The sequence below is a fragment of the Rickettsia sp. MAE-05 genome (assembly GCF_057319745.1).
In genome coordinates this window covers 93,029-113,644 of the sequence record NZ_JBLTIO010000002.1, presented here as the reverse complement: position 1 = coordinate 113,644, position 20,616 = coordinate 93,029, and the positions used below count along the sequence as shown (strand labels likewise).

Sequence of the window (20,616 nt, the reverse complement as noted above, 5' to 3'; positions counted from 1 at the left end):
ATTATTTACCGCTTAACTCTGTTAATTCTTTTTTTAGTTTTATTACTAAAGTTTGTAATTTTTCAAATTCTTCGCGAGTGACGTAATTACCTTTAATTATTTTATCCTCAATTATGCCACAGCTTTTATCCGCTATACTATTTAAGGCTTTTTGTGTGACAACGCTAGCTCCAACGGCCACTTTTAAAATATTATTTGTTTTCATATTACCTCTATAGATAAAGCATGTAAGCCGCTATTAAATTCATCGGCAAGTAAGTTATTAATAGTGCGATGATTGGCAATTAGGCTTTTTCCCTGTAATGTTTCTGCAGCAATTCTTATTTTTATATGGCTGTGAATTCCGTCATAATGACTAGCATGTTTATGGCTTTCATCTATTATTTCTTGAAAATGTGGTTTTAACACACTTAATTTTTCTTGTATCCTTTCTATGCGGCTCATATTTTTATTTCATTTACAGTAAAAATGTCCTAATATTCTTAAGTATATAATTTTATGATAAAAATGGCAATGTCGGAATTAATAACGGATTATAAAGATTTACAAGATGAGATAGATAAATTGGAAAAAGGCGTATGTTTTGCTTGTAGATTAGTTAATTATGATGAAATAGAATTTATAGAGCAGGATAAGCATTTTATAATTGAAGATTTAGATCAAATCATTGAAGATGTAAGCAAAGAACTCAATATTTTTTCAAAGTTTAAGAAAATAAAGAAAGATAGAATATTATTTATCCTAAATACTACTGATTCTGACTTAATCAAAAATTTTGCTAGAAAATTATATTTATTTTCACAGCTTTATATTAATGAACAGAAGCCGGCAATTTATATGAATTGTTATATTGCTAGTATTAAATTTCCAAAAGTAAGTAATAATGCTAAAGAAATTGAAAAAACATTAAATATGTTACTTTCACAAAATAATAATTATTATTACCGTGAATATAGCCCTGCAGAACATGATTTGGAAAATATAAGAAAATCTAATCTTCAGCTTAACTTATTACGACAAGCCTTAGCAAAAAAGACTATGCGATTTGCTTATCAGCCTATAATAGATCGCAATACCATGAAAGTTCATTATTATGAATGTCTGCTTCGTATACCTGACGAGAACGGCGTTTATATTTCCGTAGGTCCTATAATCCCTATTGCTGAAAATAAAGGATTAATTTTTATAATTGATCAAATTGTTTTAGAAATGACTGTTAACGAACTTGCCCGTAACCCAAACTTAATGTTAGCCGTTAATATTTCAAATATAGGAACAGGCGATGAAGCTTTATGGGAAATAGCAGAAAACTTATTAAAAGCTCATAATGTTCGGGATCGTTTAATTATTGAAATTACAGAAACTTCTTTCAATGAGAATTATGATAAAATAACTTTATTTATTAATAAGCTACGTAAGTACGGATGTAAATTTGCATTAGACGATTTTGGTTCGGGCTTTACTTCTTTTAAACAACTTCAAAGCTTACCAATTGATATTATCAAAATTGACGGTAAATATGTGCGTAGTATTACAAGTGATGTACAAAGTAGGTATTTTGTAGAAAGATTAATTAAAATTTCAGAAGATTTAGGTATTGAAACAGTAGCTGAATTTGTAGAAAACGGAGAAATAGCTAAATTTTTAATTGATTTAAAAGTCGGTGGGCTACAAGGGAATTTCTATTCCGAAGCAAAATTTGATAGGGCGGATGATGTTTAGAGATGTCATTGCGAGGAGAAACGTAGTTTCGACGTGGCAATCTTGTCAAGCATGCTGAGATTGCTTCGTCGAATTACTACGTAATTCTTCTCGCAATGACGTTTTATAACACTTGACAACCTACATAAAAACCTATATGCAGAACTCAACTTTAAATAATTAAACTTAGATGCTGTTACTTGAATTAAAAAAAACTAATCAAACTTTAGAAACTATACATTTTATAGGTATCGGCGGCGTTGGAATGAGCGGTATTGCCGAGATATTACATAATCTAGGTTATAAAGTACAAGGTTCCGATTTAGTAGAAAATTATAATACTAAAAGGCTTGAGTCGTACGGTATTAAGATATTTTTAGGACATGCCGAGCAGAACATTACCAATGTTTCGTATGTTGTTATTTCATCGGCAATTAATTCAAATAATCCTGAAATAAAAGAGGCATTAGAGCGTAAAATTCCTATCATTAGACGTGCGGAAATGCTCGCTGAGCTTATGAGGTTAAAATGTTCGGTAGCGGTTTCGGGATCGCACGGTAAAACTACTACTACCTCATTAGTTGCTTGTTTATTTGAGGCAGCCGGTTTATGTCCTACGGTTATTAACGGTGGGATCATAAATAATAAATCGACTAATGCATATCTTGGTTCAAGTAATTATTTAATTGCGGAGGCTGATGAATCCGATGCGACGTTTATTCATATTCCATCAACTATTGCGATAATAACTAATATTGATCCTGAACATTTAGATTATTATAAAGATTTTGAAACACTAATAGCTGCTTTTAGAAGTTTTATTACCAATCTGCCGTTTTACGGTTTTGCAGTTTGTTGTATAGATCATAAAATAGTTCGTAAGTTAGTAGATGATATTACTGAAAGGAAGATTGTTACTTATGGAATCGATTCGGAAGATGCTCATATTATAGCGTTTAATATTAATACTGATATTGACTCCTCTACTTTTGACGTAAAAATTAGCTTGCCGAATGTACTAGGTACAACGATTATTGAAAAAATTACTATTCCAACGCCCGGAAGACATAATATTTTAAATAGTCTTGCTGCAATTGCCGTTGGGATAGAATTAGATTTCGGTATTAAAGCTATTAAAAACGGTTTTAATAATTTTAAAGGAGTGAAGAGGAGATTTACTAAAGTAGCGGAATATAATAAGGCGGTGGTTATCGATGATTACGCTCATCATCCTGAGGAAATCAAAGCAACACTTGCGACGGCTAAAAATATAGCCGATAAGCAAAATGGTAAAGTTATAGCTGTTTTTCAGCCTCACAGATATTCAAGAATGCAGCATTTATTTGATGATTTTATGCTTTGCTTCGCTGATGCCGATATACTCTATATTACCGATATATATGCTGCAGGAGAAGAGCCTATAGAAGGGATTACAAGTCAAAATTTAGTTAATAAGATTACTAAAAATAAGCATCATGATCAAGCAAATTTTTTAGCTGAATTAGATGATGCGGTTGAAGTTATTATAGATAACGCATCTTCCGGTGATATGATAATTATGATGGGAGCAGGTAATATTTCAAGTTTTGCTAATGAATTAGATGGAAGATTATCATCCCGCACTTGATGTCATTCCATGGATACCAAGTCGTCATTGCGAGGAGCGAAGAGTGTTGTTGCATGGCTCAAGAAAAGTACTCGATGTCATTCCTGCGAAAGCAGGAATCCACCATAAAGCGAGATAGTTCGAGCTTTTAATTTTAAAAAATTGCTATATTTATATTTTTTTTGGATTCCTGCTTTCGCAGGAATGACATAAAACGAGCCATGCAACAAAGCCGGAGCGAAGCTTTGCTGCAATCTCATGAAGTAGTACAAAATTCTTGAGATTGCCGCGTCGCTTCGCTTCTCGCAATGACGACTTGGTATCCATGCAACAACGTCACAAAAGAAAAAAGATGACAGTAAAAATATGTTAATTTTACCGATAGTAAAAGGCGAGTATAAAAAAGATTATAATTTAAAACATCTGACATGGTTTAAAGTAGGCGGTAATGCCGAAATTTTCTTTAAACCTTTTGATAGCGAAGATTTAGCAAGTTTCTTAATACAAAATAAGCAAAAATTACCTATAACTACTTTTGGTGCAGGCTCAAATATTATTATAAGAGACGGGGGGATAGAAGGAGTTACAATAAAGCTTGGTCAGAATTTTAGTAATATTGAGTTTATAGATGATCATCTAATAGTAGGTAGTAGCTGCCTTAATTATAATTTAGCAAAATTCTGTCAAGCAAATGCTATTTCCGGTTTTGAGTTTTTAGTAGGTATTCCTGGTACTATCGGTGGCGGTGTTGTTATGAATGCCGGTGCTTATGGCTCTGAATTTAAAGATATTATAGTGAAGATTGAAGCGATTGACTTTGCAGGAAATTTTCGAGTATTCACAAATGAAGAAATCGGTTTTAAATATCGCAGTAATAATTTACCGAAAGATTTAATTATTCTCAAAGCCGTTTTTAAAGTAAATAAAGGTGATAGTGAAAATATATTATTACGGATGAATGAAATAAATAACGCAAGATCAGCTACGCAGCCTATTAAAGAGCGTACAGGCGGTAGTACTTTTGCAAATCCTGAGGGGCTTAAATCTTGGGAACTTATTGACAAAGCAGGACTTAGAGGCTATAGAATAGGCACCGCTTCGATGTCAGAACTTCATTGTAATTTTATGATAAATAATGGTGATGCTACCGCTAAGGATTTAGAAGATTTAGGTGATTTCGTCCAGAAGAAAGTATTTGAAGATAGCGGCGTTGAATTAAAGTGGGAAATAAAACGTTTGGGTAGGTATGTTTAAAAATCGTCATTGCGAGGAGATGCGTAGCATCGACGCGGCAATCTTGTCAAGTATGCTGAGATTGCTTCGTCGAAACTTGCAGTTTCTTCTCGCAATGACGTTACCCCTTAAAAAAAGTAAAAAACATGAATAAATATCAAACACATTGGGTGGAACATTCTGAAGTCAAAATATTAAGTACTACCGGTAAAAAACATATAGCGTTAGTAGCGGGCGGTATGTCTGCTGAGCGTGAAGTATCCTTAGTATCAAGCGAAGGAGTTAGTAAAGCCTTAATTGAATTAGGATATAAAGTTACCTTTATTGATATGGGAGCGGATATTGCGGTTAAATTACAGGAAATAAAACCTGATATTGTTTTTAACTGCCTACACGGTACATATGGTGAAGATGGTTGCTTACCTGGATTACTTAATATAATGCGGATTCCTTATACTCATAGCGGCGTGCTCGCTTCAGCTTTAGCATTCGATAAAATACATTCTAGGAGCTGGTTTTTAACGAATAATATTAATATGGCAGAAAGTATTGTTGTAAATAAAAGTGATAATATAAAGATTGACCCTATAAAGCGTCCATACGTGATCAAACCTCTTACGCAAGGTTCAAGTATTGGTGTTGAGGTGATATTTGAGGAAGATGATTTTAACTTTGCCAATTATAATTTCCCTTACGGTGATCAGGTGATAATAGAGCAATATATAAAAGGACGAGAGTTGCAAGTAGCGGTATTAAACGGCAAAGCTCTTGGGGCTTTAGAAATTAAATTACTAAAAAATCGTTTCTATGATTATGAAACTAAATATACCGAAGGATTTGCTGAGCATCTTTATCCTGCTCCGCTACCTACTAATTTATATGAAAAATTACTTGTAGAATCAGAAAAAATTTATAAAACAATGAATTGTAAAGGTCCTGCTAGAGCAGAATTTATTTTAGAAGAGCAGACAAACAAATTATATGCTTTGGAGATAAATACTCACCCAGGTATGACGCCTTTATCAATAGTGCCGGAAATTGCAGTTTATGCAGGGATAAATTTTACTAACTTAATTGAAGAAATTATAAAGACGGCAAGCTTTGAATCATGAGAAAAAAAACAAGCTCAAATAAAAAAAAACAAACAAAAAAAACTAATAATATCTCATTACGCCGAAAATTAGGACTAATTTACAAAAAAGCAATATTAGGGCTTAAGATTGCTTTAATTATCTTTGTATGTCTATTTGTTTTTACAAAATATTTTGCCGGCATAAAAACCTACTTAACAACAAATATATATCAAACAACAACAAAACTCGGGTTTAAACTTGAGAATGTTATCATCGAAGGACAGCAAAATGTCGATGAGCCTACAATATTAAAGGTTTTAAATGCGAATAAGGGTAGTCCTATTTTTGCTCTTAAATTAGACGAAATTAGAAATAATTTAAAGAAAAATAAATGGAACAAAGAAGTATATGTCAGTAGAAGATTACCAAATACGGTATATATAAAATTATTTGAAAGAGAACCTATTGCTATTTGGCAAATTAATAATCAGCTTTTCTTAGTCGATGAAGAAGGTTATGAAATTAGTAAAAATATTCAGCCCTTTCCTCATTTATTACATGTTGTAGGGGAAGGGGCAAATATCTACGCAGGTAAATTAGTACTAGAGCTACAGAAATATCCGGCATTAATGAATAAAACTTCAGCTGCCATAAGACTCGGAGATAGAAGGTGGGATTTAAATCTTAAAGGTAATATAAGTATTAAGTTACCTGAAAAAGAGTTTGAAGAAGCATTAAAATATGTCGATGCACTAAATAAAGCAAACAAGCTATTTAACCAAAATTATAAGGCTTTGGATTTAAGGGATAAGAATAAGTATTATATTGAGAAGTATTGAGAATCGTCATTGCGAGGAGAAACGTAGTTTCGATGCGGCAATCTTGTCAAGCATCCTGAGATTGCTTCGTCGAATTACTTTGTAATTCTTCTCGCAATGACGTTTTTGGAATAACAAACGTAAAAAAATGAAAGAGAAAATATCAAATTTTGTGACACTTGATTTCGGCAGTAGTAAGATTGCCGTAATTGCTGCCTATATTAGTAAAAAAGGTGAAATTAAAGTAGCTAGCCAAAATTTGCATCATTCTAAAGGTATTAAATCAGGAGTTATATCAGATTTAAAAAATGCTGAAACTAGCATTGTTTCGGCAATTTATGCGCTTGAAAAAGATTGCGGTAAAAATATAAAAAAAGTTATATTATCGTTATCAGGTGCCGACACTAAATCTTATTATATTAATTATACCATTAAAGTTAACGGGCAAACCGTAACGCAGCAGGATATTAAAAAGTTACTACAAAAAGCATTACTTGAGTTTAAAGTTAAAAACCAAGAAATTATTCATTATTTTCCTCTTGAATTTACCCTTGATAATAATTCAGTCGAGAATCCTATAGGTATGTATGGTAGAGAGCTTAGTTGTGAATTACATATTATTGCAGCTAGTTCAAATATGTTATCAAATATTGTACAATGCTTCGCTAAATGTCATGTTGAAGTCACAAATATTACTCTAGCAATTTATGCTTCTGCTATTAGCTGTCTTACGAATGATGAAAAAAATCTAGGCTCGCTTATTATAGATATGGGCGATAAAACTACCTCTTTCGGCATTTTTTTTGCCGGTAAATTAATATATACAGGGCATGTAAATATAGGTAGTTTTCATATTAGTTCGGATATTGCTAAAGTCTTTGGTATTGATCTTGTTACGGCAGAGAAATTAAAAATTTTATACGGTAATGCAATTATACCTTTATTTGAGAAAGATAGTATTATAAATATGGATGATTTTCAGGTTGATACTCATCATAATTTAAATACTTCTGTAACAATTTATAAATTAGCCGAGGTAATAAGAGCAAGAGTCGAAGAAATATTATCAATGGTAAAAGCCGAATATGATAAAGCAACAAAAGGGCAGGTTGAAGTTTTTAGAGTTGTAATTACCGGCGGTGGCTCTCAGCTTAGAGGACTTAAAGAGCTTTCAAATAAAATTTTTGAAAAACAGAGTAGAATCGGTAAACCGGAGATTATTGCCGGTTTTACAGAAGATTATAATCCGGCTATGTATTCAGCAACTATAGGAATGCTAAAAATTCATGCTCTAAAGCAGCAAAAAGAATTCGCTCATATTAGACTTGAGGAAAATAGCAGCTTCTTTAAAAAAGCTTTTGATTGGTTCAAAGAGAATGTTTGAATTTGATTATTATTTTTTTCTTGCTATTACTGTCGGAAAAATACCTTGAGAATCATATATAATTTCAAGAATTTGGAATCCTGCTTTTTCTAGCTGTTTACGTGTTTCGGCTTCTGTACGAAAAACTTGCCATGCAGCGTTAATAATATCGCTAAAAATAGCCTTTTGTTTTAAAGCATCCTCAATATTAACATTTTTCCATGTAGATTCTTTTGATAATGTTGGAGGAGGTGTTAAAAAGCTTGCAATTAGTATGCCGCTAGGTTTAAGCACTTTACTAAATTGTTTATATAGATCAGTAACTTTATCATCATCAAATTCATAAATATTAAGACCATTACTCGTAAGGATATCATATTCCTCGTGAATATCAAGATTCCAAGCATCTTGTTGTAAAAAGTTAACATGCGTAAGATGATGCTTTTTGGCGTTTTCTTGTGCTAGTTCTAAAGAAATAGCATCTAGATCAATCCCTGTCAGATGAATTTCTTTTATTTTGCTGTAATCTAATGTAAGTAAATCGTCCATAGTACCGCAAGGAACAGAAATAAATTTCATTCCATCTTCTAACTTATCCTGTAAAATTTTTTGAAATATTTTAAAGCGTTCTTGGGTAGCTTTAACAGAAGGAGCATGATACAAAATCCATCTTTCTAAAGGGTCGAGTTTTTCTTTTTTAAGACCATGAATTATTATATAAGATGTCCAATAACCATTGAGTCCTTTATTTGCTAACAAAAAACGACCTAACTCAAATTCACGTAATTGATTAAGTAAGGCAAGCTGTTCATCTAATGGCAAAGAAGTAGTATGCTTGTTTTCTAACTCTTTTTTGAGTTGCGAAGCATCAAAAGTAGATTTAGTTAATCCATGATGCGTTATTAATCTTGGCATAAATTATATAGGGTTTGATTCTATGTTTTAGGTTTATGCTTAGAACAAATTAGTACATTCCCTTTAACCTCGACAATAAAAAGTCGGTCGCCTGTGTTTGCATCGATTTCGTTTGGAGCAAGGTAAGCATTCATAATAGCACCGGACCATTTTACTTGTCCTATACTATCAGAAGAGATAGTAGAACTATAAACCTCTACCGTTTTGCCTATCATATCCGAGTAGTTTTCTGTCTTATCAGTTTTATTATAAACATATTTTTTAAGAGGATAATATAATATGCAAAACCAAATAAGCGATAATATACCAAAAAATGTTATTTGGTTTGTTAAGCTAACTAGAGGATAGTTATATACTACAAGAGTATTTGATAATGCTCCAAGCCCAAAGAATAAGAATCCAATGTTTGGAACTGCAAAGAATTCAACGACTACACAAATTATGCCGATTATTAACCATATTTCGGTGAGGTAATTATTTATCATGAACATAAGTTTTTAAAAATAATATTACGTCAGCTATGTCTTGCGGTTTTGAGATACCGGCAAAGGACATTTTAGTTCCTGGTGCATAGCTACTTGGTTTATGTAAGAAAGCAAATAAACTATCATCATCCCATACGCCGCCGAGTTTTGATAGAGCAGGGGAATATTTATAGTCTGCTATGCTTGCTTTTGGTCTGCCTGCTACATCCCAAAGATGCGGTCCTAGTTTATTTGGACCGTCTTTATCAAGAGAATGACACATTAAACATTTCTTGGCTATTTCACGACCGTTATCGGCGTTAGCAGTCTTCATTAATTCCGGTATATTTACCGGTGCTTGCTCTGATGCGGTAGTATTTTGATTTTCTGATGATTCTTGAACCGCAACGCTGTAGCCGCGATGCTGTAACTCTAGAGTGGGTTTATATAATATATTTGCAACAAATCCAACCATCATAGCAATTAAACTAGCAAATAAGATGGCTGCAACAATTTTATTTAATTCTTTTCCAGACATTTATTTTGTTTTTTTATTAGAATTTATACTATAATTTAAGTTGTAAGAGAAGTTAATTAAATAAATAAAAGAAAAATTTATAAAAATATTTGTTCTTTGAAGAGAAAAATAAATGTCTGATTCAAAAAAATCAAGGATTAGAAAAATATTTAATAAGTTAAAATCTTATTGGACTAGTTTTAGACAAAGTAAAATCGGTAAAATATTATTTAGCAATAGTTTAAGTTATGCAGTTTCCATAGCTTCTATAGCAATTGCAGTTTCCGGACTTTTTACTCCTATATCACCGATAATTATAGCTGTAGCTGTTGTTTCAGGAATTAGCGTAGGAATTCAAGCTATAAATGAGACTTTGAAAGTGCATGGTTTGCGTAAACTTCATAAAGAGAATAATTTATTAGTACATAACAGAAATGCTAAAAGTCAGCAAGATTATATATTATCATTAGAACCGAGTTTAAAAGATATTTTGGTCATGCCTCCATATTGCAGTTACGCCTATTAAAAAACTATACGTTCAATAAGAGTACCAATAACCTTATCATGAATATCCAATGACTTGGAAAAGCAGATTGTCTTACGTGCAAGCCTCTTGCATCTCGTTCTAAGGTTCAAGTTACTTCGTTCTATCCGTTGAGTGTATTTTTTACTGATAATATGCTTTTTAGGGTCTAATAACCTAGCATAACTCCCCCATCCATCTGTATAGTAAAAAGTCACCTTGAAATTCTCTAGTTTTTTCAGTAATGATTCTAATGTGCTATCACATCTTGTACCAAACGTATAAGCAACTACTTTTAACGAAATCTTATCCAAGGCATACCAAAGCCATCGTTGTCTGGATTTATTCTGTACATAAGACCATTGTTCATCTATCTCAGGAGCAATAATTACTTTTGTTGTACTGATAGAATGATTTATTGTTTTTAATACTAGATTTTTTTAAAACACGGATAACTGTATTGATACCCACTTTTAATACTCTTACTGTATCTCTAACTCCAGAGGGTCATGCCTCCATATTGCAGTTACGCCTATTAAAAAGCTATACGTTCAATAAGAGTACCAATAACCTTATCATGAATATCCAATGACTTGGAAAAGCAGATTGTCTTACGTGCAAGCCTCTTGCATCTCGTTCTAAGGTTCAAGTTACTTCGTTCTATCCGTTGAGTGTATTTTTTACTGATAATATGCTTTTTAGGGTCTAATAACCTAGCATAACTCCCCCATCCATCTGTATAGTAAAAAGTCACCTTGAAATTCTCTAGTTTTTTCAGTAATGATTCTAATGTGCTATCACATCTTGTACCAAACGTATAAGCAACTACTTTTAACGAAATCTTATCCAAGGCATACCAAAGCCATCGTTGTCTGGATTTATTCTGTACATAAGACCATTGTTCATCTATCTCAGGAGCAATAATTACTTTTGTTGTACTGATAGAATGATTTATTGTTTTTAATACTAGATTTTTTTAAAACACGGATAACTGTATTGATACCCACTTTTAATACTCTTACTGTATCTCTAACTCCAGAGCCGTTGATTGACATTTCTACTATTTGCTCCTTAACTCCAGGCTTAGATGCATTATTAATATACTCCAATTGAAAATATCGATTACACCGCTTGCATTGATATCTCTGTTGTTTTGAAATTGAATATCCTGACTTTATTACTTCTTCTGTGTTGTTACAATATCTACACTTAACATCTATTTTTGCCATAACTCCTTAACTATAATTCTCTCTTATTACTGTTTGAGGATTATAGACTATTTACTCTAAACTGCAATACGGAGGCACGACCTTATCGTTCATTAATTTCTCTTATTTTAAAGTTTAAAAATTCTTAGTAATTTTTATTCTGCAGTTAAACCAATTTCTTTTTCAAGAACTTTATTCCAATTTTTGGTATTTTAGTGTATAATACGGAAAACTATTGTAAACTTGTGAGAATTTTTAAAGATGACATCTATTCGTAATATAGCAATTATTGCCCACGTTGACCATGGGAAAACTACGCTTGTTGATAATATGCTTAAACAAAGCGGGACATTTAGAGCTAACCAAGCAGTAGCCGAACGTGCTATGGATTCTAACGATCTTGAACGTGAGCGTGGAATAACAATACTAGCCAAATGCACTGCTCTTATGTGGAACGATATCCGTATTAATATCGTTGATACACCTGGACATGCTGATTTTGGCGGTGAAGTAGAACGCATATTAAGTATGGTTGACGGTGTTGTGTTACTTGTCGACGCTTCTGAAGGACCAATGCCACAAACAAAATTCGTACTTTCTAAAGCTTTAAATCTCGGCTTAAAACCTATCGTTGTTATTAATAAAATCGATAGAGACGACCAAAGAATTAAAGAAGTTATCGATGAAGTATTCGAGCTATTTGTGGCGTTAGATGCCAATAACGATCAGCTTGATTTCCCTATAGTTTACGCATCAGGTAGAGCAGGTAGAGCCTCTTTAAACTTTGATGATAAAATTAATCCTTTAGATAATTTAGCAGATGATTTAGCTCCGCTTTTCGACCTAATAGTAAAACATGTACCAAAACCCGCGGCTGACGATAAAGCACCATTTTCTATGCTTGTTACTACTAGAGAATATAATTCTTTCTTCGGTAGGGTTTTAACGGGGCGTGTACAAAGCGGCACTGTTAAAGTCAACCAAAACGTAAAAGTATTAAATCGTGAGAATAAAGTACTTGAAACCGGACGTATCACTAAAATATTAGCATTTAGAGGTTTAGAGAGAATCGCTATAGATGAGGCTACAGCCGGCGATATTATTGCCGTAGCAGGCGTTGAAAACGCCAACGTTGCCGATACTATTTGTTCACCTGAAGTAACTGAAGCTGTACCGTCTCTACCTATTGACCCCCCAACTTTATCCATGACTTTTAGCGTTAATGACTCACCGCTTGCAGGAAGTGAAGGGACAAAAGTTACATCGAGCTTGATTGGAGCTAGGTTAATGCGTGAGCTTGAGAGTAACGTCGCACTAAAAGTTACCGAAGCTGCTGAAAAAAATGCTTTCCAAGTTGCAGGACGAGGAGAATTACAGCTTGGTATCTTAATTGAAACTATGCGTCGTGAAGGGTTTGAGTTATCTATTAGCAGACCTGAAGTATTATTCCAAACCGATGAGAAAGGTAATAAACAAGAACCGATGGAAGAAATTCAAGTTGACGTTGATGATGATTATGTCGGAGTGGTCGTAAAATCTTTAGCACTTAGAAAAGCCGAAATGACTGATATGAGACCATCAGGCGGAGGTAAAAGCCGTGTTACGTTTATCGGACCTTCTAGAGGGTTAATCGGCTATCACAGTCAGTTTTTAACCGAAACACGAGGCACGGGGATTATGAATCGTATTTTCCACGGATATGCCGATTATAAAGGAGCTATCGAGGGAAGACGTAACGGTGTGCTTATCTCTAACGGTGACGGGGCAGCTGTCGCATATGCTCTATGGAATCTAGAAGAGCGGGGAAAAATGTTTATAAACCCTAGTGATAAAGTATATAGAGGCATGATTATCGGCGAACATAATCGTGATAATGATTTAGAGGTCAACCCGCTAAAAGCGAAGCAACTAAGCAACGTTAGAGCATCGGGTAAAGATGAGGCTATAAGACTAACGCCGCCGATGCTTTTAACTCTAGAGCAGGCAATCAGCTATATACAGGATGACGAGCGAGTTGAAGTAACACCGAAATCTATTCGTCTGCGTAAGGCTCTACTTGACCCTAACGACCGTAAAAGAGCTGCGAAGTAGAAAGACATTACTAGTTAAAAATGCAACCTTGTTGCAGCGTTCCCACTGTCATTCCCGCGAAAGCGGGAATCTAGAAAAAATAGCCTTAATATTGATACAAACATTATATATTTGATAAAATAAACCTAAAAAAACTAGTTTTTTATAGGTTTTACTGGATCCCCGCTTTCGCGAGGAGGCATTGTTGCATAGACCGGTAAAACCTACTGTGTCACCCCGTTGCTTGCTAACTAGGTCCATAAAAACAATAAAAAATACTAATAATTTTAGTATTTTTAACTAGATCCTGTGGTCAAGCCACGGGATGACAGAGGTGAAATTGATGCACGCTGGCAATGCCTCGCGGGGATGACATAAATATCCCTAAACACTATAATAACAAACCTTTTTAACAGCTTCTATTACATCACTCTCGCTCGGCAGAGCTAATTTTTCTAAATTAACGGCATAAGGAAGCGGTACGTCTTTACCACTGACAATCTCTATCGGTGCATCTAAATAATCAAATGCTTCTTTCATAACTATAGAGGCTATACTTGCTCCAACGCCGGCAAAAAACCAACCTTCTTCTACTACAACTAAGCGATTAGTTTTCTTCACCGATTCTATTATTGTCTCAGTATCAAGAGGCTTGATAGTACGCAGGTCAATAACCTCACAATCAATATTATCGTTCTGCAAAATATTTGCAGCATCTAGGGCAAGTTTTACTTGAATCGAGAAAGTTACTATAGTGACACTACTACCTTCTCTTAAAATTTTTGCCTGACCAAAAGGTATAGGCTCAATTGTTTCCGGTACGTCAAAACTATGACCGTATAAAATTTCATTTTCTAAAAAAATAACGGGATTATCGTCCCTAATAGCCGTAAGCATAAGTCCTTTATGATCTTCGGCACTATAAGGGGCTACTACTTTTAACCCTGGGACATGAGAATAACAAGCTGTATAATTTTGGCTATGTTGTGCTGCTACTCTACTTGCCGCTCCGTTTGGTCCTCTAAATACTATCGGACATTTGACCTGCCCACCTGACATGTAATGCGTTTTTGCAGCTGAATTTACTATATGATCAAAGGCTTGCATAGCAAAGTTAAAGGTCATAAACTCCACAATCGGACGAAGTCCTGCAAAAGCTGCTCCGACTGCAAGCCCTGCAAACCCATATTCCGTTATCGGTGTATCAATTACTCTCTTAGGACCAAATTGCTCAAGTAATCCTTGAGTTACCTTGTAAGCTCCTTGATACTCCGCAACTTCTTCACCCATGACAAAAACTTTGTCGTCCCTTATCATCTCTTCTTGCATCGCATCACGCAATGCTTCACGTACCGTTATTTGCATTTTTCTTTTTTATTTTGATTAAATTAATCGTCATTGCGAGTAGCCGTAGGCTGCGCGGCAATCTCATGAAATAATAACAAATTCCTGAGATTGCCACGTCGCTTTGCTCCTCGCAATGACGTTTTTTTAAAGCCTTAACAATACACCTCAGTATACAACTCCCCCTCATCAGGCAGTGGTGAGTTTTCTGAAAATTCTACTGCTTCTTTCACAATTTCTTTTACCGACTGTTCTATTTCTTTTAAGTCTGCTTCAGTTGCATATTTATTATCGAGTATCGTTTTTCTTATTATCACTAGCGGATCACGTTCTTTATATTGCTCAACTTCTTCTTTACTACGATATTTTGCCGGATCGGACATCGAGTGCCCACGATAGCGATAAGTCTTTACCTCTAATATCAGCGGAAAGCTATTTTCTCTAACATACTCGGCTGCTTGTTTAGCTCCATTATACATTTCTTCAAAATCCATACCGTCTAGCTGAAATCCTTTAATCCCAAACGATTCTCCTTTCTTATATAAATCACGCATAAAGGTAGAGCGAGCCACGGAAGTACCCATCGAATATTCATTATTTTCGATAATGTAAACCACCGGCAAACCCCATAAAGCAGACATATTAAAGGCTTCATATACTTGACCTTGATTAACCGCACCGTCACCTAAAAAAGTAAAGCAAATATTATTCGTACCATTATATTTCTCAGCAAAAGCAAGCCCTGTGCCTATAGGTACTTGAGCTCCGACTATACCATGTCCACCGTAAAATTTGTTCGGTACGTCAAATAAATGCATCGAACCACCCTTACCTTTCGAGCAGCCTGTAGCTCGCCCCATAAGCTCGGCAAGAACATATTTAGGCTCTGTTCCCGCTAAAATAATATGAGCATGGTCACGATAGCTAGTAATAGTGCTATCGCCTTTTTGTTTAACCATATCTACCGCAGAAATTACTGCTTCTTGTCCTATATATAAATGACAAAAACCGCCTATTTCTCCCATACCGTATAACTGCCCACATTTCTCTTCAAAACGACGCAGTAGAAGCATATCTTTAAAGCTTTTTATATATTCTTCCTTTGTCGGCTTATATTTTTTTGGTTTAATATCCACTAATTACTCCTTATAATCTTAAACGTCATTGCGAGAAAGTGTTGCCCGTATGAATACCAAAGCCGTCATTGCGAGGAGCGAAGCGACGCGGCAATCTCAGGCATTTATCTTACTTCATGAGATTGCCGCGTCGATGCTACGCATCTCCTCGCAATGACGATTCAGTATCCACGCACTAACGTTCGCTCGCAATGACGCTTTTTAATGTCACAAAATACGGTACATGATCCGAAGGTGGCGGCCAATCTCGTGCTTCCGATAGCAAATTCATAGAAAATAATTCATCTTTTAAATTATCGCTAACCCAAATATGATCAAGCCTTCTACCTCTGTTAGATTTTTTCCAATCTATATTTCTATAGCTCCACCAAGTATAGAATTTTTCATCAAACGGAACAAAATGTCTACTACTGTCAATAAAACCTAACGAGTTTTGTAGCTCTACCAATAACGAGCGTTCAATATCGGTATGGCTGATAACATTTCGTAGCTGCTTACTAGACCATACATCATGTTCTAGCGGTGCAATGTTCAAGTCCCCAACAATGATAATTTTATCGTTTTTAGTACGGTTAGTAGTTAACCATTCCTGCATTAACCTTACATATTCCAGCTTATGCTTAAATTTTAAGTTTACCTCTATATCAGGTATATCACCACCGGCAGGAACATAAAAATTATGTATTTCTATATCATTAACTATAGCTGCTATATGCCTTTTATCACTATTATATAACTCCAATGAAAAAACATTATTCAAAGGAAATTTTGAAATAATAGCAACACCGTTATATGATTTCTGCCCTGAATATATTACATGTTCATAGCCTATATTTTTAATAACTTCAAGAGGAAATAGCAAATCATTTACTTTTGTTTCCTGAAGTAAAATAATATCCGGCTGATGTTCAAGTGCTAACTTTCTTAATAAATCAATACGTAGACGCAATGAATTAATATTCCAAGTAACTATCTTCATTTAATGTTTTTATTTAATCCTTTTTTATAGCTGCCTCTATTATTGCATCTCTGAAATAAATTATTCCAAGTTGATTTAAAGGATTTTTCATGTCAATTTTATCTTTTGCTTCTTCAGGAATTTTAATCATAGTATTACTGAGTATAGCAAAATAAAGATTATCAGGCAAAACATATCCTGCTTCACTTTGTATTCCAAGGGCTTTGCCGGTATAATGAACCATTAAATGTTTAGAATCAAGATCCGTAAGGAAAATACCGTAACCCATATAAGACTTACGCCCTTCTATATCTTTTGCTAAAAAATATTTAGTAGTCATAAGTTTATACGACTTCTTAGAAAGAATTTCCCCCTCATTTAATGCCCTATACCATTTAACTAGATCGTTTGGTGTTGATATTATACCGCCATCAGCACAAGGAACTGCTAAAAAATCAGCAGTTACAGGAGTAAATATAGGTTTATTACTATTATTAGGCGTTAAAAAATATCTTACCGGATAATTAGAACTAATAACATTTTTTTGTATTCTAGCGGCTTCACTATATGAAGCAAAGCTAGTAGATTTCATGTTAAGAGGTTTAAAAAATTCATCATAAAAAAAGTTAGCTAAATCTTTTTTAGCCACCTTTTCGATAATCATACCGAGTATAACAAAATTAGTATTACTATATTTAAATTTTTTCCCTATAGATATTTCTAAAGGTTTAGAAGAAACAAATTGTAATATTTTCTTGTGAATCTCTTTCTTAGGCGTATTTAAATCAAGTTTAACAAAACTAAAATATTCAGCAATACCACTACTATGCGTTAATAAATTATGGATAGATATTTTATACGCCCAATCCGGTACTTTTCCACCCCACATTTCCGGATCAAGATATTTATAGATTTTATCGTTAATATTTAATAATTCCTGTTCTTGTAATTTTAAAATTCCTGCTGCTGTAAAAGGCTTTGTAGCAGAAGCAATAGGCATCATTTCATTTGCTTTTAATTGCTCACCGTTTAAAGCAAAGATTCCTTTAGCACCGGTTAATAAAGGTTTATAATCATCGGCAAACATAAAAACAGCATTTAAAAATCTATTACTTATATATTCTTTTTCTGCTTCATTGATTCTTTGCTGTATATCTGCAAAACAATCAATACTATTAGTAATTAAAAAAAGCAGCAATAAAAAATATCTACGAATCATAACTTCAACACTCCACAAACTTATCAGTAAACGTCTTACATAACGCAGCTAATAAAGAGGAATTTGAAGGAGACACTTCACCTCGAACCGCAGCGTACACTTGGTACGTGAGGATTCGAGTACCGGATCGACGTACAAATTACCTTTAGAAGCAAGTTATGTAAGACGTTTAGTAAAATAAAACGGTAATTTTGCTTCTAAATTAATCTCTTTACCAAAAATCTTTTCAGATAAACATATATTATTAGCATGCAAGAACATATATTTACTATACGGCATTATTTCTTTATTACCATATTTATCATCCCCAACTATCGGGCAACCTAATAATTTAGCATGCAACCTTAATTGATGCATTCTACCTGTAACCGGTGTAAATTCAATTAAAAATAAGTTATTATCAAGTGATTTAAGTAATTTATAATAAGTAATGGCAAGTTTACCATTTTCACTATAAATATCAGTAATTTTAGGTGTACTTCCCTTACTCTTCTCTATATTACTTCTAACTTCTCCTACATTTTTAATTGGCTTTCCATAGGTTACGGCAAAATATGTTTTTACAACCAATTTTTCTTTAAAAGCATCATGAAGTTTTACACTACTTAAATAATTTTTGGCTATTAAGAGCAAACCGCTTGTTTCTTTATCTAACCTATGTACTAGCTTAAAATCAGCACCTTTATAATTCAAATATTTTAATGCAGAGTCAATAGATAAATTTATTTTACTGCCACCTTGAGTAGCAAGACCTGCAGGTTTATTTATAGCTATTAAATTATCATCTTCATATATCAGATAATCGGTAGTAATTTTCTTCGCTAGTTTAATTTCAGCATCGGTAAAAACTAATTTTTCGGGTTGCTTAACAGGTAAATTAAACTTATCGTTAATAAAAATTTTATCGCCGCCCTTTACTCTTAAACTCGCTTCTGCTTTCTGAGAATTAACGGTAATTTGTTTTTGACGTAATGCTTTCTCTATTACTCCTTGAGTCAATAACGGATATAGACGTTTTAAATATTTATCTAATCTAGAAGAAATAGGAGTATTGACATCGATGATCATTTAGAGCTTTTTATTGTGTTGTTGTATGTATTAGTTTTTTCGTCATTGCGAGGAAAAATTGAAAATTTTGACGAAGCAATCCAGTTATACAAATTCTGATTTACAGAATTTTTTAATCTTTTTCTGGATTGCCGCGTCGCTTCGCTCCTCGCAATGACGACTAGATATCTACGCGGGAATGACATAAAACAATCCACGTAGCAATACCGACTTAACCACAGTAATATTTTAACTAGTTTTTATTAAAAAATAGCACCAAATTATTATAGATAAAAGGATTATAGCAAAAAGCTGATGTATAGAGGCAATTATTATAGGTACGGAATATAAAAGAGTAATTATTCCGGTAGATATCTGCATCAATAATGCAATCATTAGAAAATACGCTATCTTATTTAATTTCGGATGTTCTATTTTTAACAAGCAAATTACTAAAACCACAACAAGCAAAAATACGCTATAGCCGCCTAAACGATGTATGAATTGTATAAAAACCGGATCATGTAAATTTGCAAGATTAAAGAAATTATCTTTTATCTCCATCGGGATAAAACTATCACCCATTAGCGGAAAACTATTATATATCAGCCCTGCATCAAGCCCTGCAACCATCGCCCCTAAAAAAATTTGCACATATATTACAGTAATAGCAATACCGAAAAATATTAATGGTAATTTTAAATCTGTTTGTGACGGTATTAACAAAATATCACAACGATTTTTTATTAATTGATAAAAAAGTATGTGATAAATAATTACGGCAATAATTAAATGAAAAGCAAGTCGAAAATGACTAACGGACGGGCTATTCAATAACCCACTTTTAACCATATACCACCCCATAAAGCCTTGTACGCAAAATAATAGCAAAGCAACTATATAAGGTAGTATGTCACGATTTTTTATAACATCTTTAAAATAAAAATATATTAAAGGTACAATATATATTAAAGCTGTAATTCTACCGAGTAACCGATGTATAAACTCTAACAGATAAATAAACTTAAACTGCGATAAAGTCATTCCATAATTAATGGAGTTATATTCAGGAAAAGCTTTATATTTAGCAAATTCCGCTTGCCAGCTTTCAAAACTAAAAGGCGGCAAAATACCGGTTACCGGACGCCACTCAACTATAGATAAACCAGAACCTGTAAGCCTTGTTATCCCCCCTATAACAATCATCGCTATGACCATTATACAACTTATAAACAACCATTTTGTAATTAAACTCTTCTGCACTTTTATTTTAAGTTTATGTTTTTATTTTGTTGCATTGTTAGCGGGCATTGCTGCGTGGATACCACCCCGTCATTGCGAGCAGCCGTAGGCTGCGTGGCAATCTCAGGATTTTGGCATGAGATTGCTTCGTCAATTACTTCGTAATTTCCTCGCAATGA

The 20,616-nt window shown here is 33.7% G+C and carries 21 protein-coding genes and 3 pseudogenes; 9 read left to right on the top strand and 15 right to left on the bottom strand.

Going from position 1 to position 20,616, the window contains the following annotated elements:
* Position 1: 1 nt before the first annotated feature.
* Together ACNFN7_RS04175 and ACNFN7_RS04170 are read right to left on the bottom strand one after the other, a co-directional pair.
* Positions 2–205, bottom strand: coding sequence for a hypothetical protein (locus tag ACNFN7_RS04175; RefSeq protein WP_011271356.1), 204 nt, complete (start codon positions 203–205; stop codon positions 2–4).
* Positions 202–444: a BolA family protein gene (locus ACNFN7_RS04170; protein ID WP_011271355.1), complete on the bottom strand. Its 243-nt coding sequence runs from the start codon at positions 442–444 to the stop codon at positions 202–204. Before ACNFN7_RS04170 ends, ACNFN7_RS04175 begins: the two co-directional genes overlap by 4 nt.
* A gap of 54 nt (positions 445–498) precedes the next feature.
* On the opposite strand from ACNFN7_RS04170, the gene ACNFN7_RS04165 reads away from it, so the two are divergent.
* From ACNFN7_RS04165 to ftsA, 6 genes are all read left to right on the top strand, one after another.
* Entirely contained in the window at positions 499–1,722 is a 1,224-nt protein-coding gene (locus ACNFN7_RS04165) for an EAL domain-containing protein (RefSeq protein WP_485440974.1), read from the top strand.
* 169 nt (positions 1,723–1,891) lie between these two features.
* The gene (gene murC / locus ACNFN7_RS04160) at positions 1,892–3,328 is read left to right on the top strand and encodes a UDP-N-acetylmuramate--L-alanine ligase (protein WP_485440973.1); all 1,437 of its coding nucleotides are present in this window, start codon (positions 1,892–1,894) and stop codon (positions 3,326–3,328) included.
* Positions 3,329–3,673: 345 nt separating this feature from the next.
* Positions 3,674–4,561: a UDP-N-acetylmuramate dehydrogenase gene (gene murB, locus ACNFN7_RS04155; RefSeq protein WP_485440972.1), complete on the top strand. Its 888-nt coding sequence runs from the start codon at positions 3,674–3,676 to the stop codon at positions 4,559–4,561.
* Positions 4,562–4,686: 125 nt separating this feature from the next.
* A complete protein-coding gene (locus ACNFN7_RS04150; protein WP_485440971.1) occupies positions 4,687–5,652 on the top strand; it encodes a D-alanine--D-alanine ligase in 966 nt (321 codons plus the stop codon).
* Positions 5,649–6,452 (top strand): cell division protein FtsQ/DivIB, encoded by an 804-nt coding sequence (locus ACNFN7_RS04145; RefSeq protein WP_485440970.1) that lies wholly within the window; start codon positions 5,649–5,651, stop codon positions 6,450–6,452. Before ACNFN7_RS04150 ends, ACNFN7_RS04145 begins: the two co-directional genes overlap by 4 nt.
* A gap of 127 nt (positions 6,453–6,579) precedes the next feature.
* Positions 6,580–7,815, top strand: coding sequence for a cell division protein FtsA (gene ftsA, locus ACNFN7_RS04140; protein WP_485440969.1), 1,236 nt, complete (start codon positions 6,580–6,582; stop codon positions 7,813–7,815).
* A 9-nt stretch (positions 7,816–7,824) separates the two neighbouring features.
* Here ftsA and ACNFN7_RS04135 read toward each other — a convergent pair whose 3' ends face one another.
* Genes ACNFN7_RS04135 through ACNFN7_RS04125 form a run of 3 tightly spaced genes read right to left on the bottom strand, consistent with a single transcriptional unit; the run spans position 7,825 to position 9,711 of the window.
* Positions 7,825–8,709: a methyltransferase domain-containing protein gene (locus tag ACNFN7_RS04135; protein WP_485440968.1), complete on the bottom strand. Its 885-nt coding sequence runs from the start codon at positions 8,707–8,709 to the stop codon at positions 7,825–7,827.
* A gap of 20 nt (positions 8,710–8,729) precedes the next feature.
* Positions 8,730–9,200 (bottom strand): NfeD family protein, encoded by a 471-nt coding sequence (locus ACNFN7_RS04130; RefSeq protein WP_485440967.1) that lies wholly within the window; start codon positions 9,198–9,200, stop codon positions 8,730–8,732.
* Positions 9,184–9,711 (bottom strand): c-type cytochrome, encoded by a 528-nt coding sequence (locus ACNFN7_RS04125; RefSeq protein WP_485440966.1) that lies wholly within the window; start codon positions 9,709–9,711, stop codon positions 9,184–9,186. The genes ACNFN7_RS04130 and ACNFN7_RS04125 overlap by 17 nt, the downstream gene beginning before the upstream one ends.
* Positions 9,712–9,823: 112 nt before the next feature.
* On the opposite strand from ACNFN7_RS04125, the pseudogene ACNFN7_RS04120 reads away from it, so the two are divergent.
* Positions 9,824–10,183: pseudogene (locus ACNFN7_RS04120) on the top strand (hypothetical protein); the annotation flags it as partial.
* 29 nt (positions 10,184–10,212) lie between these two features.
* Here ACNFN7_RS04120 and ACNFN7_RS04115 read toward each other — a convergent pair.
* The 3 genes and pseudogenes from ACNFN7_RS04115 to ACNFN7_RS04105 all read right to left on the bottom strand — a co-directional run bounded on the left by ACNFN7_RS04115 (position 10,213) and on the right by ACNFN7_RS04105 (position 11,442).
* Complete coding sequence (locus ACNFN7_RS04115) at positions 10,213–10,587, bottom strand: IS1 family transposase (RefSeq protein WP_485441234.1); 375 nt, start codon at positions 10,585–10,587, stop codon at positions 10,213–10,215.
* Position 10,588: 1 nt separating this feature from the next.
* A pseudogene (locus ACNFN7_RS04110) lies at positions 10,589–10,708 on the bottom strand (IS1-like element transposase); the annotation flags it as partial.
* 40 nt (positions 10,709–10,748) lie between these two features.
* Positions 10,749–11,442, bottom strand: a protein-coding gene (locus ACNFN7_RS04105; protein WP_485440526.1) for an IS1 family transposase whose coding sequence is annotated in 2 segments (ribosomal slippage) — positions 10,749–11,157 and positions 11,156–11,442 — 696 coding nt in all. Because the reading frame shifts where the segments join, the coding sequence is not laid out codon by codon here.
* A gap of 240 nt (positions 11,443–11,682) precedes the next feature.
* Between ACNFN7_RS04105 and typA the strand changes: the two genes are divergently transcribed.
* Complete coding sequence (gene typA, locus ACNFN7_RS04100; RefSeq protein WP_485440965.1) at positions 11,683–13,512, top strand: translational GTPase TypA; 1,830 nt, start codon at positions 11,683–11,685, stop codon at positions 13,510–13,512.
* Between the two features lie 363 nt (positions 13,513–13,875).
* Here typA and ACNFN7_RS04095 read toward each other — a convergent pair whose 3' ends face one another.
* The 4 genes from ACNFN7_RS04095 to ACNFN7_RS04080 form a co-directional block, all read right to left on the bottom strand.
* The gene (locus ACNFN7_RS04095; protein WP_485440964.1) at positions 13,876–14,856 is read right to left on the bottom strand and encodes a pyruvate dehydrogenase complex E1 component subunit beta; all 981 of its coding nucleotides are present in this window, start codon (positions 14,854–14,856) and stop codon (positions 13,876–13,878) included.
* Positions 14,857–14,990: 134 nt separating this feature from the next.
* On the bottom strand, positions 14,991–15,971 hold the full coding sequence (gene pdhA, locus ACNFN7_RS04090; protein WP_485440963.1) for a pyruvate dehydrogenase (acetyl-transferring) E1 component subunit alpha: 981 nt from the start codon (positions 15,969–15,971) through the stop codon (positions 14,991–14,993).
* Between the two features lie 175 nt (positions 15,972–16,146).
* Positions 16,147–16,950 carry an exodeoxyribonuclease III gene (gene xth / locus ACNFN7_RS04085; protein ID WP_485440962.1) on the bottom strand — a complete coding sequence of 268 codons (804 nt, stop codon included), beginning with the start codon at positions 16,948–16,950 and terminating at the stop codon, positions 16,147–16,149.
* A gap of 13 nt (positions 16,951–16,963) precedes the next feature.
* Positions 16,964–18,148 (bottom strand): serine hydrolase domain-containing protein, encoded by a 1,185-nt coding sequence (locus tag ACNFN7_RS04080; protein ID WP_485440961.1) that lies wholly within the window; start codon positions 18,146–18,148, stop codon positions 16,964–16,966.
* Between the two features lie 23 nt (positions 18,149–18,171).
* On the opposite strand from ACNFN7_RS04080, the pseudogene ACNFN7_RS04075 reads away from it, so the two are divergent.
* A pseudogene (locus tag ACNFN7_RS04075) lies at positions 18,172–18,323 on the top strand (palindromic element RPE1 domain-containing protein); the annotation flags it as partial.
* Here ACNFN7_RS04075 and ACNFN7_RS04070 read toward each other — a convergent pair.
* From ACNFN7_RS04070 to ACNFN7_RS04060, 3 genes are all read right to left on the bottom strand, one after another.
* Positions 18,305–19,216 carry an RluA family pseudouridine synthase gene (locus ACNFN7_RS04070; protein WP_485440960.1) on the bottom strand — a complete coding sequence of 304 codons (912 nt, stop codon included), beginning with the start codon at positions 19,214–19,216 and terminating at the stop codon, positions 18,305–18,307. The pseudogene ACNFN7_RS04075 and the gene ACNFN7_RS04070 sit on opposite strands and share 19 nt — an antisense overlap.
* Positions 19,217–19,444: 228 nt before the next feature.
* Positions 19,445–20,458 carry a COX15/CtaA family protein gene (locus ACNFN7_RS04065; protein ID WP_485440959.1) on the bottom strand — a complete coding sequence of 338 codons (1,014 nt, stop codon included), beginning with the start codon at positions 20,456–20,458 and terminating at the stop codon, positions 19,445–19,447.
* A 2-nt stretch (positions 20,459–20,460) separates the two neighbouring features.
* Positions 20,461–20,613, bottom strand: coding sequence for a hypothetical protein (locus ACNFN7_RS04060; RefSeq protein ID WP_485440958.1), 153 nt, complete (start codon positions 20,611–20,613; stop codon positions 20,461–20,463).
* Positions 20,614–20,616: the final 3 nt, after the last annotated feature.

What these genes read in the sequence shown, in the direction of transcription:
- typA (WP_485440965.1), top strand. Translation starts at nt 11,683, where the DNA reads ATGACATCTATTCGTAATATAGCAATTATTGCCCACGTTGACCATGGG.
- ACNFN7_RS04165 (WP_485440974.1), top strand. Translation starts at nt 499, where the DNA reads ATGATAAAAATGGCAATGTCGGAATTAATAACGGATTATAAAGATTTA.
- xth (WP_485440962.1), bottom strand. Translation starts at nt 16,950, where the DNA reads ATGAAGATAGTTACTTGGAATATTAATTCATTGCGTCTACGTATTGAT.
- murC (WP_485440973.1), top strand. Translation starts at nt 1,892, where the DNA reads ATGCTGTTACTTGAATTAAAAAAAACTAATCAAACTTTAGAAACTATA.
- murB (WP_485440972.1), top strand. Translation starts at nt 3,674, where the DNA reads ATGTTAATTTTACCGATAGTAAAAGGCGAGTATAAAAAAGATTATAAT.
- ACNFN7_RS04150 (WP_485440971.1), top strand. Translation starts at nt 4,687, where the DNA reads ATGAATAAATATCAAACACATTGGGTGGAACATTCTGAAGTCAAAATA.
- ACNFN7_RS04145 (WP_485440970.1), top strand. Translation starts at nt 5,649, where the DNA reads ATGAGAAAAAAAACAAGCTCAAATAAAAAAAAACAAACAAAAAAAACT.
- ACNFN7_RS04135 (WP_485440968.1), bottom strand. Translation starts at nt 8,709, where the DNA reads ATGCCAAGATTAATAACGCATCATGGATTAACTAAATCTACTTTTGAT.
- ACNFN7_RS04170 (WP_011271355.1), bottom strand. Translation starts at nt 444, where the DNA reads ATGAGCCGCATAGAAAGGATACAAGAAAAATTAAGTGTGTTAAAACCA.
- ACNFN7_RS04080 (WP_485440961.1), bottom strand. Translation starts at nt 18,148, where the DNA reads ATGATTCGTAGATATTTTTTATTGCTGCTTTTTTTAATTACTAATAGT.
- ACNFN7_RS04070 (WP_485440960.1), bottom strand. Translation starts at nt 19,216, where the DNA reads ATGATCATCGATGTCAATACTCCTATTTCTTCTAGATTAGATAAATAT.
- ACNFN7_RS04125 (WP_485440966.1), bottom strand. Translation starts at nt 9,711, where the DNA reads ATGTCTGGAAAAGAATTAAATAAAATTGTTGCAGCCATCTTATTTGCT.
- ACNFN7_RS04095 (WP_485440964.1), bottom strand. Translation starts at nt 14,856, where the DNA reads ATGCAAATAACGGTACGTGAAGCATTGCGTGATGCGATGCAAGAAGAG.
- ftsA (WP_485440969.1), top strand. Translation starts at nt 6,580, where the DNA reads ATGAAAGAGAAAATATCAAATTTTGTGACACTTGATTTCGGCAGTAGT.
- ACNFN7_RS04175 (WP_011271356.1), bottom strand. Translation starts at nt 205, where the DNA reads ATGAAAACAAATAATATTTTAAAAGTGGCCGTTGGAGCTAGCGTTGTC.
- ACNFN7_RS04130 (WP_485440967.1), bottom strand. Translation starts at nt 9,200, where the DNA reads ATGTTCATGATAAATAATTACCTCACCGAAATATGGTTAATAATCGGC.